Origin of the sequence: Acinetobacter sp. YH12041, assembly GCF_013419975.1 — a bacterium.
In the GTDB taxonomy this organism is placed as follows: domain Bacteria; phylum Pseudomonadota; class Gammaproteobacteria; order Pseudomonadales; family Moraxellaceae; genus Acinetobacter.
The window spans coordinates 1-14,997 of record NZ_VOZC01000004.1 but is presented as its reverse complement, the minus strand read 5'-3'; the positions used below and the strand labels follow the sequence as shown (position 1 = coordinate 14,997).

Here is a 14,997-nt window from a genome sequence, read left to right as displayed (position 1 = left end):
GTCTTCTCAATATAAAACGGCAGTCATACCTCCGTAGAGCCTGAACAGACAGTAAAAGATGAGCAATAGGATTGCTTCTAAAAAATGAGGATGTTGTATGAATGAATTAGCCAATCCATTAGAACTATGTGGATTCGAATTTATTGAATTTGTATCTGAAGATGGTCAGTTGGATCCTGTTTTCCAAGCCATCGGATTCACTAAAGTGGCGAAGCATAAATCGAAAAATGTCTATTTATGGCGCCAGGGCAATATTAATATCATTCTGAATTATCAGCCTGAATCATATGCAGCATTTTTCTATAAAGAGCACGGTCCTTCTGCTTGTGCAATGGGCTTCCGTACCAAGAATGCGGCAAAAGCTTTTCAAAAGGCGATTGAAATCGGTGCAGAACCGATTTATAGCAAAATCGGCCCAATGGAGCTTAACATCCCTGCGATTAAAGGAATCGGTGGTTCTCCAATCTTCCTGGTCGATTGTGACATTTACCAAAATGATTTTATCTTCTTTGATAATGTTCCATCGCGTCCAGTCGGCACTGGCCTGAATGAAATCGATCATTTAACGCATAATGTTTATAAAGGTCGTATGCAGTACTGGGCAGATTTCTATGAAAAGATTTTCAACTTCCAGGAAATCCGCTACTTCGATATTAAAGGCGAATACACTGGCCTGACTTCTAAGGCACTAACAGCACCAGATGGCAAGATCCGTATTCCACTGAATGAAGATTCAGACAAAGGTAATGGCCAGATCGCTGAGTTCCTGAACGAATTCAATGGAGAAGGCATTCAGCACATTGCCTTTATCTGTGATGACCTGCTTGAAACTTGGGACAAGCTGAAAGCTTTAGGCACCAAGTTCATGACGCCACCGCCAAGCACTTATTATGAAATGCTGGATGAACGTCTGCCAAATCATGGTGAGCCAGCGGATGAGCTACAAAAACGTGGCATTCTGCTCGATGGCAATACCAAAGATGGTAACAAACGCCTGCTGTTACAGATTTTCTCTGAAAACATGATTGGCCCAGTGTTCTTTGAGTTTATCCAGCGTAAAGACGATGACGGTTTCGGTGAAGGTAACTTTAAGGCCCTATTTGAATCAATCGAACGTGATCAGATCAAACGTGGTGTTTTAGACATTTCTAAAGCCTGACCTTTTTAAAACCATACCGGTGTCTATGTAGTGTCATATGCATCGGTATGGTTGCCTCTGTTTCAACGTATACGCTCGTATAACACTTAAGATTCTGCATCGATGACGGCATAAAAATAATAAAGCACATCATAGTTCAGCGCTTAATCTCACATGGATGATGAATAAAAATGCAGCACATTGAACAAGGAAACCTGAAAAAAGGTTTAAGTAACCGGCATATTCAGCTCATCGCACTCGGTGGTTCAATTGGTACCGGACTGTTTCTTGGAATTTCACAAACGATCAAGCTTGCTGGGCCTTCCGTTATTTTAGGTTATGCCATTGCAGGCTTGATTGCCTTCTTAATGATGCGCCAGCTCGGTGAAATGATTGTCCATGAACCTGTGAGCGGTTCTTTTAGCCATTTTGCTTATAAATACTGGGGCAAATTTGCCGGATTTATGTCGGGCTGGAATTATTGGGTACTGAATATTCTGGTCTGTATGGCCGAATTAAGTGCCGTCGGTCTTTATATCCATTACTGGTGGCCGGAAATTCCGACCTGGGTCTCTGCCCTCGGCTTCTTCATTTTCATTAATGTCATTAATTTGCTTCACGTGAAATTATTCGGTGAAATGGAGTTCTGGCTGGCGATTATTAAAGTCGGTGCGATTATTGCCATGATTGCTTTCGGCAGTTACTTGCTTGCCAGTGGTAGCGGCCACAGCCAGTCCAGTCTGGAAAATTTATGGCAACTCGGCGGCTTTTTTCCGAATGGGATTATGGGCCTGATTATGGCGATGGCCATGATCATGTTTGCTTTTGGTGGCATTGAACTGGTCGGGATTGCAGCCGCTGAAACCGATAATCCGAAAAAAACCTTGCCTAAGGCAGTCAACCAGATTGTCTACCGTGTCCTGTTATTTTATATCCTGAGCCTGGTAGTGATTTTATCACTTTACCCTTGGAACATGATGGCACAAGGTGGTAGTCCGTTTGTCATGATTTTTGATTCTCTCGGCAGTCAAACAGTTGCTGGTGTTTTGAATTTCGTGGTGTTAACCGCAGCGGTTTCGGTATATAACAGTACTAACTACTGTACCAGCCGTATGCTGTTAGGCTTAGCCCAACAAGGTAATGCACCGAAGTTCTTAAGCAAGATTAATCAGCGTGGCATCCCTGTGAATGCAGTGATGGTTTCAGCGTTTTTCACCTTGATGTGCGTTTTATTAAATTATCTGGTGCCGGAAAAAGCCTTTAGCATGTTGATGATGCTGGTGGTTGCTGCCATCGTGATTAACTGGCTTGTTATTTCCTATACTCATTTGAAATTCAAGACATCCATGAACCGCATGCAGACCAAAACCGATTTTCCAAGTGTAGCTTATCCATTCACCAACTATTTATGTATCGCATTTATGGGCGGTATTCTGCTAATTATGAGCAGCACCCCGGACATGCGTGTGGCTGTCATCATGATTCCGGTCTGGATTGGTATTCTCTCGGTTGCCTACTTCTTTAAGCGCAAACAGGAGTCTCAGACTGCTATTTTAGATAACAGCAAAATTAGCACCTTACCAGAAGCGTAATCGCATATTGATTAGATTAGGATAGATTCATGTTTCAACATATTGATACTTATGCCGGCGATCCGATTCTCTCTTTAATGGAAGAATTCAACAAAGATCAGCGTAGTAACAAAGTCAACTTAAGCATCGGCCTATATTACAACGAAGACAATATTGTGCCGCAACTAGACTCAGTGCAAAAAGCCTATACTTACCTGACCCCTGACTATAATAAAGTCCGTGTTTATTTGCCGATGGATGGTCTGAACAGCTTTAACCAGGCTGCACAGGAATTAATTTTTGGAACCTCCAGCCCTGCCCGCGAGCAAGGTCGTGTGGTCACGATTCAGACTTTGGGTGGCTCAGGTGCACTAAAAGTCGGCGCTGACTTTTTAAAGAAATATTTTCCAGAATCTGAAATATGGGTGAGCCAGCCGACTTGGGAAAACCATATTGCGATCTTTAACGGCGCTGGTATTCAAACCCATTTCTATCCTTATTATGATGCAGAAACCAATGCCGTTAATGTACCGGCGATGCTGGATTGCTTAAAACAGCTGCCCGCTCAAAGTATTGTGTTACTGCATCCATGCTGTCATAACCCGACCGGGGCAGATTTACAGCCACATGAGTGGGATCAAGTCATTGATGTATTAAAAGCTCAATCCTTAATTCCGTTCTTGGATATGGCTTATCAAGGTTTTGGTCAGGGTCTGGAACAGGATGCCTATGCCATTCGTGCACTTGATCAAGCCGGTATGAATTTTATCGTCAGCCATTCATTTTCCAAAATCTTCTCTTTATATGGAGAGCGTATTGGTAGCTTAAGTTTCGTCTGTGATGATTCCACAAGCGCACAAAATGTTTTAGGCCAGTTAAAAGCTACAGTTCGCCGGATTTATTCAAGTCCAGCGGCTAATGGTGCCCTATTGGTGAGCCAGGTATTAAATAATCCTGAACTGTTTCAGCAATGGCAGGCTGAAGTTGAAGAGATGCGCCAGCGTATTTTACGTATGCGTGGCTTACTCAAAGAAAAATTGTCTCAGGCATTGCCAGAACTTGATTTCAGCTACCTGACTCAACAGCAAGGCATGTTTAGCTATACTGGTTTAACTGCTGAGCAAGTGGATCTGTTAAAACAGCATTATGGTATTTATCTGGTTCGTAGTGGCCGGATGTGTACAGCAGGCCTGAACCTCAGCAATATTGATTATGTTGCCGAGTCGATGGCTGCGGTGATTAAAACGCAAAGTGAAGCTGAATCACTGATTGCTTAAAATAATTTAGTTTTTAAAAGCCTTCTAGCTTAAGTGTTGGAAGGCTTTTTTTATGAATGGTGATTTGATCTTTTTAAATAAAAATAGAGTCAGGTCATGTTCTTGGGCAAAATCCGTAACCACTTGGATATCTATTCTTATTTCATCTGGATACTTTTTGATTTGGAATTAATGAGATTGTATGAAACCGTGGGACATTACTTCTTTATTATTCGTGAAACATAAAAAATCATAAAAAAAGCCCAATCTAAGATGATCGAGCTTCTTATCACAATTTAAATATATGATTTATATAAATAAAAATAATTAAGTATAACGTGTATTATGTTAATTTTAGGAGATCTTAAGATTATTCTCCAATCAATTTCATATCCTTTTCATCCCACCAATGTTGAGCATAGATTTCAGGATTACTTGTAAGTATCTCATTCAAAATATCAGCTACAAATGTTAGTTGCTCTGATATATCAATTTTCTTAAAAAATCCTTTCTTAATTATTGGCCTACAAGGATCTATGAAAACCAAAAAACCATTTTCATACTCTTGATAATGATTACATCCAACCCAAATACCTTTAAATTTTTCGTCCGCTAAGGGTATTAAATATCCCCAATCCTCATTTATGAAATCTGATACATTTAAGCCATACTTAGGAAGTTCTTCTGATAAGTATTTTGCTAATGTATGTCCCCAAATTTGTCTGTCCCACTCTTCTTTCTCTTCAGAGGTTGGAGGAAAGTTATCAGATCGAAACTCTATATGTGTTTTTAATAAGGTCATAATTTTTATTCTTTAATATTGAATTATAAAAATAAAAGTTATTATAAAAATTGTCTATATTGCGACATAATTTTTAATTTTTTTAAAATTAATTAGTTAAACCAAATTGATACTTTAATTTAAAATAAAGGCTGTTATACAAACTCTAAAGCATCTAAGAGGTAAGAGTCTCTGTTCAACTCTTCTCTTTCGTATCCATTAAAATAAGAATTCTAGTTTTCATAATTAAGCCACCTTTTTAATTTCTCTCTAACGATCAAAATTTAGATATAAAAAAGATCCAGTACCTCAATCAGGTCTGGACCTATGTAATGACTATAAATTATATGTAAAATAAAGTGTTAGACAGCCACTTGTGGATTAAACAAGGCATCAATCTGTTGCTGAATCCCGAGCAGATAATCAATAGCCTGTTGCATCTGGTCTGCTGGCAACTGGTCTTCGGTGCCAATACAGGTAATAACATGATCAAGCTGTCGGCTGAAGTTATATACCGGAATCGCCACCGCATGGATGCCTGCCATCATATCACCGGTTACTGAAGCATAGCCCTGTTGCAGGATTTTCTCTTTAAGTTGCAAGAATTCTTCCCAGTTCGCAGGATATTGATCTGCTTTAGCGCTATTCGCCCACTCTTTTTCCAGCAGAGGCTTAATGATGTATTCTGGCTGGAGGCAAGCATGTAAACGACCAGTTGCCGATTTTAGCAAAGGCATACGCGAGCCGACCCGGGTAATAATATTAAATACATGATTGGATTCAAGCGACTGAACCACGACAGCACCATCGGCGAACCATTTGCTGACATGAATACTGCAATTTAAATGCTGCTGAATCTGCGCAATATATTTTTGGGTTAATTCCAGCATATCGGTACGCTTTAAGGCATTGACGCCAAATGCGTGAGCACGCTCACCCAGGCTATATCGCCCGTCACTGAGCTGCTGGGCATACCCTTTACGTATCAAGCTCACCACATAGCGATGCACTTTTGCAGGATGCATAGACAGGACTTCTGACAGCTCTTTTAACATCATCGGTGCATTATGTTCAGTCAATGCATCGAGTACAGTTAATCCTACTTCTAGAGACTGCACCCCTCCCTGTAATTTTTCTTCCTCAACGTTCATCGTTTCATCCTGCATATACGCATTAATTTTCATGGCTCTATAAAACCATTGTACTACCGAAATCAAAAATCTTGTTCGGCCAAATCTGATTCCAGGTTCAGATCATAGCCGCATATTAACAAATTTACATTATACATAATCAAATTATTTATTGCGTAATTTAAAAATATAAGTATGATTCTGTATAGAACTTAAATTTTCCACGGAAAGGATTCATATTTATGACGACGCGTTTAAAGTCATTTATCGACATCGCTCCTGATTCAGATTTCCCTTTAGAAAACTTGCCTTATGGTATTTTCAGTAATGAGCAAAACACCCAACCACGTGCTGGGGTGGCACTTGGAGAATGGGTGGTTGATCTAGCAGCATTGGAAGCAAAGGGTTATTTAAAGCTGGAACAAGATCAGCAATTTTTTAATCAGCCAACTTTGAATAGTTTTATTGAGTCGGGTAAAGCCAACTGGTCTAAAGTACGTACGGAATTACAAAAGTTACTGTCAGCGGATCATGCCGAATTACGTGACAATAAAGAGCTACGTGATCTGGTTTTCTTGAAACAGTCAGATGTCAAAATGCATCTACCGGTGCATATCCCAGGCTATACCGATTTCTATTCATCCAAAGAACATGCCACTAATGTCGGCTGTATGTTCCGTGATCCGAAAAATGCATTGTTAGCAAACTGGTCAGAACTTCCAGTCGGTTATAACGGCCGTGCCAGCTCCGTGATTGTTAGCGGGACAGAAATCGTGCGTCCATCAGGACAGATCAAGTTACCGGATTCTGATCGTCCAGTATTTTCAGCATGTCGCAAGCTCGACTTCGAACTGGAAACCGGCTTTATCATCGGCAAGCCAAATAACTTAGGCGAGCCCATTGCGATTGAAAATGCCTGGAATCATATTTTTGGCATGGTGCTGTTCAATGATTGGTCTGCACGTGACTTGCAACAATGGGAATATGTACCGCTAGGTCCATTTAACGCCAAGACTTTTGCCTCTTCGATCTCGCCATGGATCGTAACCATGGAAGCGCTTGAACCGTTTAAAACCAGTTCACCTGCTCAGGAGCCAAAACCTCTGACTTATCTGCGTGAAGACAACAGCAGTAATAGCTATGACATCAATCTGTCTGTTGAAATTCAGCCTGAAAATTCAGACCAGGCTGATGTCATCTGCGAAACCAATTTCAAATATATGTACTGGTCTATGGCACAGCAGCTGGCTCATCACACTATCGCAGGCTGTAATGTTCAGGTCGGTGATCTGATGGGTTCAGGCACAATTTCCGGTCCTACGCCAGATTCTTATGGTTCATTACTGGAAATTACCTGGAATGCCACCAAGCCACTGACTTTATCAAATGGTGAACAGCGCACCTTCATTCAGGACGGCGACACCGTGATCATGAAAGGTCATTGTGAAAAAGATGGCCTGCGTATCGGTTTCGGTGCTGTGAGCGGCAAAATCCTGCCAGCGATTGATTTCGGTTTTACTGAATAGTCCGGGGTGAAATCATGACCATGCAACTGTATACCTATTTTCGGAGTTCGGCCGCTTACCGGGTTCGTATTGCGCTCAACCTGAAAGGACTCGAAGCAGAACATATCCCGGTTCATCTGGTGAACAATGGCGGCGAACAGCATAGTGAAACATTTCGTCGGGTTAATCCGGGTGAGCTGGTCCCTGCCTTAATTGAAGATGATTTCACGCTGACCCAGTCGCTCAGCATGATTGAATATCTGGAAGAAAAATTTCCGGAAACTCCCCTGTTGCCCAAGAATTTGCAACAGCGTGCGCTGATTCGGGCCTTTAGTCTGAATATTGCCTGTGACATTCATCCACTCAACAATCTGCGTGTACTTCAGTACCTCAGTAAAACCCTGAATGCCAGCGATGAACAGAAAACCGAATGGTACAGACACTGGGTCGTCACCGGCTTAAAAGCGCTTGAAGCTCAATTAACGCATTCAAATGGCCAATTCTGTTTTGGAGATCAGCCTAGCCTTGCAGATTGCTGTTTGATTCCACAGGTATATAACGCCAAACGTTTCAACATCGATCTTTCGGATTTTCCGAAAATTGAATCGATTTATGAACATTGCAATTCACTGGACGCATTTCAAAAAGCTGCACCTGAAGCACAGCCTGATGCAGCATAAGAATATATAAGGATATAACCATGACCATTCAAATCGAAAAAATTCACCATGTCGCCTACCGCTGTAAAGATGCTAAAGAAACCGTGGAATGGTACAAAAAGAACCTGAACATGGACTTTATTCTGGCTTTTGCTGAGGACCATGTTCCTTCTACTAAAGCTTTCGACCCGTATATGCATCTGTTTTTAGATGCTGGTAATGGCAATGTACTGGCCTTCTTTGAACTGCCCACCCAACCGGAAATGGGTCGTGATGAAAACACCCCGAAATGGGTGCAGCACATTGCCTTAAAAGTGAAAGATCGTCAGGCACTGGTTCAGGCCAAAGAGCATCTGGAAGCCAATAGCGTAGATGTACTGGGCATTACCAATCACGGCATTTTCCATTCAATTTACTTCTTTGATCCAAATGGCCACCGTCTGGAACTGGCTTATGATGATGAAAAAGCACCGCAGAAAATTGCTATGATTACCGAAGAAATGAAGTATGACATGCTGGAGCAATGGAGCAAAACCAAACGCGCGCCTTCACATACCCACTTCCTGCATGCGGATGAATTAGACCATAGCGCTCGCGAAGCCAAGATGGATGCTTGAATTTTAAGAAAAGGATTTCTGATGAATAAAGTCGTTGCCAATGCTCAGGAAGCTTTAGCGGATATCGTGGCAGACCATCAAACGCTCGCCGTTGGCGGATTTGGTTTATGCGGTATTCCTGAAGCACTCATTGAAGCTTTAAAAAATACTGGTGTGATTGGCCTGACCTGTATTTCCAATAATGCCGGTGTGGATGATTTTGGTTTGGGCAAATTGCTGCAAACTAAACAGATCAAAAAAATGATTTCTTCTTATGTCGGTGAGAACAAGGAATTTGAGCGCCAATATCTGAATGGTGAACTGGAAGTAGAGCTGACACCTCAAGGCACACTGGCAGAAAAATTACGTGCTGGCGGTGCTGGAATTCCTGCTTTCTACACTCAAACAGGTGTTGGCACATTGGTTGCCGAAGGCAAAGAAGTCCGTGAATTTGATGGTAAAGAGTTTATTCTGGAAAAGTCATTAACCGCGGATGTGGCATTGGTTAAAGCCTATAAAGCGGATAAGGCCGGCAATTTGGTCTTCCGTAAAACTGCGCGTAATTTCAATCCTGAATGTGCGATGGCCGGTAAAATCACTGTGGCTGAAGTTGAACAGGTTGTAGAGATTGGTGAACTTGATCCGGATGATATTCATCTACCTGGAATTTATGTCAATCGAATCATCGTTAATGCTGCACCGGAAAAGCGCATTGAACAGATGACCTTAAAGGCAGGAGCATAATCATGGCTTGGACTCGAAATGAAATGGCTCAGCGTGCGGCACAGGAACTGGAAGATGGTTTCTATGTCAATCTCGGTATTGGCTTGCCAACACTGGTTGCCAACTATATTCCAGAAAATATCAACGTCTGGCTCCAGTCTGAAAATGGCCTCTTAGGCATTGATGAATTCCCAACCTCAGAGACAGTCGATGCTGACCTGATCAATGCCGGTAAACAAACAGTCACTGCTCGTAAAGGTGCAGCCTTCTTCTCAAGTGCTGAATCCTTTGTCATGATTCGTGGCGGCCATGTCAATATTGCCATTCTAGGGGCGATGGAAGTCTCCGAAACGGGTGATCTGGCCAACTGGATGATTCCGGGTAAAAAAGTCAAAGGTATGGGCGGCGCCATGGATCTGGTGGCAGGCGTGCAGAAAGTTGTCGTTTTAATGGAGCATACGGCGAAAGACGGTTCACCGAAAATCGTTCCTCAATGTACTTTGCCGTTGACCGGTAAAGGTGTCGTCAATCGGATCATTACGGATCTCGGTGTTATGGATATTACTTCACGCGGAGTGGTTCTGGTAGAACTCGCTCAAGATGTCACGCTGGAGCAGATTAAAGCTGCGACTGGAGTTAAGCTGATTACAGATAGACTTGAAGCTGCCTGATTAATAGTTGGTCACTTTTAATGATCTCTGTTTAGTTAAGATAATGTGAATCTGGTACAAGCTTTTATCTTTATTATCCTATACAAAAAAATAGCCTTAAATCTATTCGATTTAAGGCTATTTTCAATGAGGGTAATGGTAGGAGTTAAATTCCGAAGCCCATCAACTTTAAATCATCATACGTCTAAACAAATTTTACCAATATGTTTGCCATCACGTTGATATTCAAAAGCTGCCTGAATCTCTTCTAGCGGAAACACTTTATCAATCATTGGATGAATATCTGTTGCTTCTAGGGCTCTGATCATATCCTGCTGTTCAGAACGGTTTCCTACCGTCACGCCTTTAATGGTCAGCTGTTTCGCCATAATTTCCGCTGTGGGTACATCTCCACTAATCCCGGTAAACACGCCAATCAAGGTAATGTGTCCGCCTATACGAGAAGCTGCGATGGATTGAGCCAGCGTACCCGGTCCGCCAATTTCGACCACATGGTCAACACCCCGGTTGCCTGTCATCTCAAAAATTTTCTCGCCCCAGTTTTCTTCTTCGCGGTAATTTACAACACCCGCAACGCCCTGTTCGAGAAGCCATTTTGCTTTTTCCTTTGATGAAGTCGTTGCCCACACCCTTGCGCCCATCTTCAGGGCAAATTGAAGTGCAAATATTGAAACACCACCTGTTCCAAGTATCAGCACATCGTCTCCCGCTTTGATTTTTCCTTCCACCACCAGTGCACGCCATGCGGTTAATCCAGCCGTTGGTAGGGTTGCTGCTTCATGATGAGTCCAGCCTTTGGGAGCATGAGTAAACCAGTTTTCAGGTCGAACTACATATGAAGTTGCATAGCCATCAATTCCATCACCTGGTGTATAGCTAAAATCAGCTTGAGGACACTCAGCTTTCACCCAATTTGGGAAAAATAGGGAAACGACATGATCTCCAACAGCAAATTCAGTCACCCCTTCGCCAATTTCTTCAACGACTCCCGCCCCGTCAGCCATCAACAGTCGACCTGATTCTGCAGGAAGAACTCCTATTGCGACGTTATAATCATGGAAATTAAGTGAGTTACTGAGAATTCGAACTCTAATCTCTCCATGACCGGGCTTTCCAGGATCGTTAATATCTGCCAATTCTATTTGATCTAAACCTGGTGTTTGACCTCGTAAAGCTGCTTTCATAAATTCGACTCTATTTATTAAGCGATTGGTTTGCCATCTTATAACTTAGATTATAACGTTGACGTAGTTTTCTCATAAACACGAACAAGAAACGTTTACATCTTTACCCAACCCTGAGAAAAAGATCTGAATGAACTTTTAAAAACTACCTTCTATCGAATTCAAAAAATCCATTCATCTCTCAATCAGAAAGACTAAAATTTCATCAACTCAAATGCTTCAATTAGGCAATTATTCATCTAAATTTTAAGATCTCACTTCCTCTACAAATCGATTTTTTACATTCTTTCTTAAATTTTCTGGACTATGAAATAACATGAATAATCTTGGAACAAGTAAAATTTTTTAAATCATTTCTGATTAAATTTTAATCAATTTATTCTATTTGAGGATTTTTAATCAGCAACAACTATAAAAAATGCGAAAATTTTTAAGTCTTTATTTATATCAATAAATTTACCCAAAAATTATTTTATTTACATATATATCAATAATATTATTAAAATATAATTACATTAACTAATAATTAAAAATAATTAAAAATAACATTATGTAACTGTTTCGTAAATTTTTTTAAGGTTTTTTTATTCAAAAAAAACTATAGTGGCGCAGCAGTTAGCCATCATTAAAAAAATAGGAAATGGATATGAAAACATCAAATAGTTTGGGTAAAGGAATAGTCGTAGCTGCCCTCATTGCTACTACACAAATGAGTTATGCAGAATTTAAAAGATTCTCTGTATCTACCGGATGGTTACATATCAAATCACAAGGAAATGCCAATCCGATGCGAATTAAAACTGGCGTGGAAGAAGGAAGATCTGCTCGAGTAGGAGATATTACAGGTGATACCATCCGATCAAATATTGATTACAACAAGACTGATTTAACACCAGCTGAACAAGGTCTAATTGGGACAATCACCAGACCATTTTTGAATTATCCATCAATGTTTGACTGGATGCGTGATGGTTTTTATAACGAATTCGGGGATGATCCTGAAAAATTAAGAGATGCATTAACCAGTTTAACCGGTACGGCTGAGATTTCTGGCTTATCAAACTGGAACTCAAATGCGGGTATAGAAGTCGAAGATATTGATACTTTGGGCTTAATGCTGGACTACTATGTGAATGAAAATGTTTCTCTGCAAATGATTGGAGGCATTCCACCAAAAGTCGATTTGAAGGGTAAAGGACAAGTCTACGCACCATTTTCAGCAGTAGGTCATCCTATCGCGCCAAACCAGAACTTATATTTGAAAAATGATATTCTCATTACTGACTTAGATAAATATGATACTGCTGCTTCTGCACGTGCTTGGACACCTGCACTTGAGGCGATTTATCACTTTGGCAAACCGGGTGTTAATAAGTTCCGACCTTATATCGGTGCCGGTGTCATGTTTGCTCATTACACTGATATTAAATTAAATGGCGGCGTTAAAAATGATCTGATTGCAGCTGGCCACATGATTCAAAATATCTATGATGGTGAAGCAGGAGCAGCGCTCGAGGGTAGAGTTTCAAGTGGAGATATCCAAGTAAAAACCACCGCAGATGATGCTATTGCACCTATCGTCTCATTAGGTTTTAACTATGATTTAAACTCTAGCTGGTATGCAACTGCTTCAGTTTCTTATGCAAAATTAAATAATAAGACCGATATCACGGTGACCAATAAAAATACGGGCGAGAAACTGATTCAGGCCTCTACCAAAATTGATGTCGATCCGCTAATTTCCTATGTGGGTATAGGTTATCGTTTTTAATTTTCATCAATTCTTATTTTAATTTTTTCAAGCACTGTCCCTTCTTTCCTTTGAGGCATGCATGATTATGCCACCACACGATCCGTGTGGTTTTTTTTGCATGTCACATTTGTAAGGCTTTCATTATTTCCTATGAAAGCCTTTTTTACTATTTATCAATATGAACTACTTTTCGATATTCTGGATTTCATAAGGAATAGATAAGTTTTCACAATCTTGGCCACTTGCTTCTAAAGGTAAGAACTGGGTGCTCATGCTATGTTTCAGTACGCCTTTCGATGTGTAGTCAAACTGATACATCTGCTGGTGAATATAAACATCATTTACATTTAATGCCGCTATTTCATCTACATCACAGCTCATTACACGCATAGGTGCTTCGGCGCCAAGTTCTGCTAATTCGATTAGATAGTTGCATGAAGGATGTAAAATCGTTTTAGGCTGCTCTGATTGATTTTCCCAACGGACCTGTAAAACAAGCTGATTCACAACTTCATCAGATGGTGTAATTTCAAGTGACTGATTTTCTTCCATCACTTCTAAAGTAGTCGGATCTAGAAATTGAAGAGTACGCTTAACCCCCTGACAATCATCCGTTTTTGGTTTTGACAGCCAAATTGAGTAAGAATCCTTCAAAGGAACTCTCTCAACCACGATATCCACGCCAGAAGGTGGTTTTCCTCCGGTTCCAGTTCCACCTTTTACGACACCTGCCGAAAACTCTTCTCCACAACCAGCTAACAACGTTGCGCAGACAATAGGCAATAAAATTCTTTTTTTATGTATCACTTTGATATATCCCTAAACAAAATGTCTGATTCGCATCAGATTTTCCTTCATCCAATTCACTACGTTCTAAAGCCAGTTTGAATAAGTCTTCAGAATATTTTTCCCATAATTCCAGTGAATGCTTTTTAAGAATTTCAACTGATTCGCTCGTCAGTTCATCTGCCCGTATACTTTCTTCTAAAAAACTCGTTTGTTCCGGACAAAAAATATTATGTAAACCCGCCTGCATATGGCTTTGTAAATTATCAGTCAATAGCTTGCGTATATCTTGTGAAGATTGATCCGGAATAAAACTTCTTTTCTCTAAAATGACTTGTTTTTTTTCCTGCCTGACAATTCCAAGACGCACCAATTCATTCAGTACCGATCTGGGATGCATTTCCTTTGATACCCTATGGACTAATTTTACAAATGAATCTTGATCAAGATTATGAAAAGGCAGCTGTTCTGGCCATTCTTCTGCTACCCATATCCCGACTACTCGGCCAGGAATATTCAATGCTTCTGTTTTGTCGGTATCAGTAATTAAATAGCCATCTTCAATCGCTTGTTTGAAAGTAGTGATATCTTTACGGTGCAACCCTGACAATAAGCTGATTGCGGATATGGTGGCTTTTTTCTCAAGAGTTTCCAGTTCATTCACGGCTTGTAAATAAAAAATAGGCTTTAAAGCGGCAGAAAATTCTGTATAGCCCACCCCGGAGCGAATAAGCCATTTCGTTAAATGGTTCATTAGCAACAAAACTTGCTGTAAATTAAATTCAGTATCGTTTGTGGGTGAACTGCTCATAGGGTCAATATTTTCCCAACTTCCAAAATAAAAAATTTTCTAAGGTTCCATATTTAAAGCTATTTTGATGAATCTTAGAAAGAGAAAAGAATTTATCTTAAAATCTCTCACAATAATAATAAAATCTAATAAATATCTCGACTCGGAAGTCTCTCTATTTAAATACATATCTGGAAAATTAACCTTCATTCCAGTTTTTAAAATTATCCATTCAATATAAAACCTATCAGCAATTATCAATCATTATTCGCCTTTGAATAATTAAGTTTTAACTATGATTAATTAAATACTTTAAGTAATTAGCTAATATTAGATTTCTTTCATAAGTCATTTTTCACTCAGCTCCAAGTTATAAATTCCAGCAATTAGATTGAATCTTAATGCTAGTCTTTTGCCTCGATTGCGATATCGCTCAGCAAGAATTTTGAAGGTT

General features: G+C 40.3%; 14 protein-coding genes and 1 pseudogene. 9 read left to right on the top strand and 6 right to left on the bottom strand.

Annotation, left to right across the window (positions count from 1 at the left end; all coding sequences use genetic code 11):
- Positions 1 to 97: 97 nt before the first annotated feature.
- The 3 genes from hppD to FTU00_RS04000 all read left to right on the top strand — a co-directional run bounded on the left by hppD (position 98) and on the right by FTU00_RS04000 (position 3,986).
- Positions 98 to 1,159: a 4-hydroxyphenylpyruvate dioxygenase gene (gene hppD, locus FTU00_RS04010; protein WP_004811022.1), complete on the top strand. Its 1,062-nt coding sequence runs from the start codon at positions 98 to 100 to the stop codon at positions 1,157 to 1,159.
- Between the two features lie 170 nt (positions 1,160 to 1,329).
- Positions 1,330 to 2,730, top strand: coding sequence for an amino acid permease (locus FTU00_RS04005; RefSeq protein ID WP_111810540.1), 1,401 nt, complete (start codon positions 1,330 to 1,332; stop codon positions 2,728 to 2,730).
- A 29-nt stretch (positions 2,731 to 2,759) separates the two neighbouring features.
- Positions 2,760 to 3,986 carry an amino acid aminotransferase gene (locus tag FTU00_RS04000; protein ID WP_180179142.1) on the top strand — a complete coding sequence of 409 codons (1,227 nt, stop codon included), beginning with the start codon at positions 2,760 to 2,762 and terminating at the stop codon, positions 3,984 to 3,986.
- 349 nt (positions 3,987 to 4,335) lie between these two features.
- Here the strand turns inward: FTU00_RS04000 and FTU00_RS03995 are convergent, their stop codons facing one another.
- Positions 4,336 to 4,767, bottom strand: a complete 432-nt coding sequence (locus tag FTU00_RS03995) for a hypothetical protein (protein WP_005221150.1) — start codon at positions 4,765 to 4,767, stop codon at positions 4,336 to 4,338.
- 341 nt (positions 4,768 to 5,108) lie between these two features.
- Positions 5,109 to 5,930 carry an IclR family transcriptional regulator gene (locus tag FTU00_RS03990; RefSeq protein WP_180179141.1) on the bottom strand — a complete coding sequence of 274 codons (822 nt, stop codon included), beginning with the start codon at positions 5,928 to 5,930 and terminating at the stop codon, positions 5,109 to 5,111.
- 188 nt (positions 5,931 to 6,118) lie between these two features.
- On the opposite strand from FTU00_RS03990, the gene fahA reads away from it, so the two are divergent.
- Genes fahA through FTU00_RS03965 form a run of 5 tightly spaced genes read left to right on the top strand, consistent with a single transcriptional unit; the run spans position 6,119 to position 10,030 of the window.
- Positions 6,119 to 7,402: a fumarylacetoacetase gene (gene fahA / locus FTU00_RS03985; RefSeq protein ID WP_180179140.1), complete on the top strand. Its 1,284-nt coding sequence runs from the start codon at positions 6,119 to 6,121 to the stop codon at positions 7,400 to 7,402.
- A 20-nt stretch (positions 7,403 to 7,422) separates the two neighbouring features.
- Positions 7,423 to 8,061 carry a maleylacetoacetate isomerase gene (maiA, locus tag FTU00_RS03980; protein WP_180179238.1) on the top strand — a complete coding sequence of 213 codons (639 nt, stop codon included), beginning with the start codon at positions 7,423 to 7,425 and terminating at the stop codon, positions 8,059 to 8,061.
- Positions 8,062 to 8,081: 20 nt separating this feature from the next.
- The gene (locus FTU00_RS03975) at positions 8,082 to 8,657 is read left to right on the top strand and encodes a VOC family protein (RefSeq protein WP_180179139.1); all 576 of its coding nucleotides are present in this window, start codon (positions 8,082 to 8,084) and stop codon (positions 8,655 to 8,657) included.
- Positions 8,658 to 8,678: 21 nt separating this feature from the next.
- A complete protein-coding gene (locus FTU00_RS03970; protein WP_180179138.1) occupies positions 8,679 to 9,380 on the top strand; it encodes a CoA transferase subunit A in 702 nt (233 codons plus the stop codon).
- A 2-nt stretch (positions 9,381 to 9,382) separates the two neighbouring features.
- Positions 9,383 to 10,030: a CoA transferase subunit B gene (locus tag FTU00_RS03965; RefSeq protein ID WP_180179137.1), complete on the top strand. Its 648-nt coding sequence runs from the start codon at positions 9,383 to 9,385 to the stop codon at positions 10,028 to 10,030.
- 176 nt (positions 10,031 to 10,206) lie between these two features.
- Here FTU00_RS03965 and FTU00_RS03960 read toward each other — a convergent pair whose 3' ends face one another.
- On the bottom strand, positions 10,207 to 11,214 hold the full coding sequence (locus FTU00_RS03960; protein WP_180179136.1) for an NAD(P)-dependent alcohol dehydrogenase: 1,008 nt from the start codon (positions 11,212 to 11,214) through the stop codon (positions 10,207 to 10,209).
- A 646-nt stretch (positions 11,215 to 11,860) separates the two neighbouring features.
- On the opposite strand from FTU00_RS03960, the gene FTU00_RS03955 reads away from it, so the two are divergent.
- Complete coding sequence (locus FTU00_RS03955) at positions 11,861 to 12,985, top strand: OmpW family protein (RefSeq protein ID WP_180053940.1); 1,125 nt, start codon at positions 11,861 to 11,863, stop codon at positions 12,983 to 12,985.
- 165 nt (positions 12,986 to 13,150) lie between these two features.
- Here FTU00_RS03955 and FTU00_RS03950 read toward each other — a convergent pair whose 3' ends face one another.
- The 3 genes and pseudogenes from FTU00_RS03950 to FTU00_RS03940 all read right to left on the bottom strand — a co-directional run.
- Positions 13,151 to 13,774, bottom strand: coding sequence for a hypothetical protein (locus FTU00_RS03950; RefSeq protein ID WP_180053941.1), 624 nt, complete (start codon positions 13,772 to 13,774; stop codon positions 13,151 to 13,153).
- A complete protein-coding gene (locus tag FTU00_RS03945) occupies positions 13,764 to 14,564 on the bottom strand; it encodes a DUF6502 family protein (protein ID WP_180179135.1) in 801 nt (266 codons plus the stop codon). The genes FTU00_RS03950 and FTU00_RS03945 overlap by 11 nt, the downstream gene beginning before the upstream one ends.
- 327 nt (positions 14,565 to 14,891) lie before the next feature.
- Positions 14,892 to 14,997: pseudogene (locus FTU00_RS03940) on the bottom strand (IS5/IS1182 family transposase); the annotation flags it as partial.

What these genes read in the sequence shown, in the direction of transcription:
- hppD (WP_004811022.1), top strand. Translation starts at nt 98, where the DNA reads ATGAATGAATTAGCCAATCCATTAGAACTATGTGGATTCGAATTTATT.
- FTU00_RS03995 (WP_005221150.1), bottom strand. Translation starts at nt 4,767, where the DNA reads ATGACCTTATTAAAAACACATATAGAGTTTCGATCTGATAACTTTCCT.
- FTU00_RS03945 (WP_180179135.1), bottom strand. Translation starts at nt 14,564, where the DNA reads ATGAGCAGTTCACCCACAAACGATACTGAATTTAATTTACAGCAAGTT.
- maiA (WP_180179238.1), top strand. Translation starts at nt 7,423, where the DNA reads ATGCAACTGTATACCTATTTTCGGAGTTCGGCCGCTTACCGGGTTCGT.
- FTU00_RS03965 (WP_180179137.1), top strand. Translation starts at nt 9,383, where the DNA reads ATGGCTTGGACTCGAAATGAAATGGCTCAGCGTGCGGCACAGGAACTG.
- fahA (WP_180179140.1), top strand. Translation starts at nt 6,119, where the DNA reads ATGACGACGCGTTTAAAGTCATTTATCGACATCGCTCCTGATTCAGAT.
- FTU00_RS03990 (WP_180179141.1), bottom strand. Translation starts at nt 5,930, where the DNA reads ATGAAAATTAATGCGTATATGCAGGATGAAACGATGAACGTTGAGGAA.
- FTU00_RS03975 (WP_180179139.1), top strand. Translation starts at nt 8,082, where the DNA reads ATGACCATTCAAATCGAAAAAATTCACCATGTCGCCTACCGCTGTAAA.
- FTU00_RS03955 (WP_180053940.1), top strand. Translation starts at nt 11,861, where the DNA reads ATGAAAACATCAAATAGTTTGGGTAAAGGAATAGTCGTAGCTGCCCTC.
- FTU00_RS04000 (WP_180179142.1), top strand. Translation starts at nt 2,760, where the DNA reads ATGTTTCAACATATTGATACTTATGCCGGCGATCCGATTCTCTCTTTA.
- FTU00_RS03970 (WP_180179138.1), top strand. Translation starts at nt 8,679, where the DNA reads ATGAATAAAGTCGTTGCCAATGCTCAGGAAGCTTTAGCGGATATCGTG.
- FTU00_RS04005 (WP_111810540.1), top strand. Translation starts at nt 1,330, where the DNA reads ATGCAGCACATTGAACAAGGAAACCTGAAAAAAGGTTTAAGTAACCGG.
- FTU00_RS03960 (WP_180179136.1), bottom strand. Translation starts at nt 11,214, where the DNA reads ATGAAAGCAGCTTTACGAGGTCAAACACCAGGTTTAGATCAAATAGAA.